The organism is Mesorhizobium sp. M3A.F.Ca.ET.175.01.1.1 (genome assembly GCF_004791945.1).
GTDB lineage: Bacteria > Pseudomonadota > Alphaproteobacteria > Rhizobiales > Rhizobiaceae > Mesorhizobium.
In genome coordinates, this window is the sequence record NZ_SRTP01000043.1 from 1 (window position 1) to 1,009 (window position 1,009).

The 1,009-nt window shown below is 63.7% G+C and carries 1 protein-coding gene; it reads left to right on the forward strand.

The genetic code is table 11. The annotated features are described in order from the left end of the window. Positions 1–972, forward strand: a 972-nt coding sequence (locus tag EN818_RS30645) for an IS256 family transposase (RefSeq protein ID WP_135906215.1), incomplete at its 5' end; no start/stop codon positions are given. Positions 973–1,009: the final 37 nt, after the last annotated feature.

Below are 1,009 nucleotides of genomic sequence, written 5' to 3' on the forward strand. Positions count from 1 at the left end.
ATCCCGCGCGACCGTGCGGGAAGCTTCGATCCGAAGCTGATCGCCAGGTACCAGCGCCGCTTTCCCGACTTCGACGCCAAGATCGTCTCGATGTATGCGCGCGGCATGAGCGTGCGCGAGATCCGCGGCCATCTGGAGGAGCTCTACGGCATCGACGTGTCGCCGGACCTGATCTCGGCCGTCACCGACGCGGTCCTGGAGGAAGTGGCCGAGTGGCAGAACCGGCCGCTCGATGCGGTCTATCCACTCGTCTTCTTCGACGCGATCCGGGTCAAGATCAGGGACGAAGGGTTCGTGCGCAACAAGGCGATCTACATTGCCCTCGGCATCCTGCCCGACGGCGCCAAGGAGATCCTCGGCATCTGGATCGAGCAGACCGAAGGCGCCAAGTTCTGGCTGCGCGTCATGAACGAGCTGAAGAACCGTGGCGTCGCCGACATCCTGATCGCCGTCGTCGACGGGCTCAAGGGCTTCCCCGAGGCGATCGGCGCCGTCTTTCCCCAGACGACCGTCCAGACCTGTATCGTGCACCTGATCCGCCACTCGCTGGAGTTCGTGTCGTGGAAGGACCGCAAGGCCGTCGTGCCGGCGCTCAGGGCAATCTACAGGGCCGCGGACGCCGAAGCCGGCATGAAGGCCCTGGAGGACTTCGAGGACGGCGACTGGGGACAGCGATATCCGGCCATCACCCAGAGTTGGCGGCGCAATTGGCAGCACGTCGTGCCATTCTTCGCTTATCCCGAAAGCGTGCGCCGCATCATCTATACCACCAACGCTATCGAGGCATTGAACTCCAAGCTGCGTCGCGCCGTTCGAACGCGCGGCCACTTCCCCAATGACGACGCGGCCATGAAACTGCTATATCTGGTGCTCAACCACGCGGCCGAGGAATGGAAACGACCGCCGCGCGAGTGGTTCGAGGCCAAGACCCAGTTCGCCGTCGTCTTCGGCGAAAGGTTCGTCGGCCAGTGACGAAACCGGCCTCGCGCACAGAATTCCTGACAGTCCC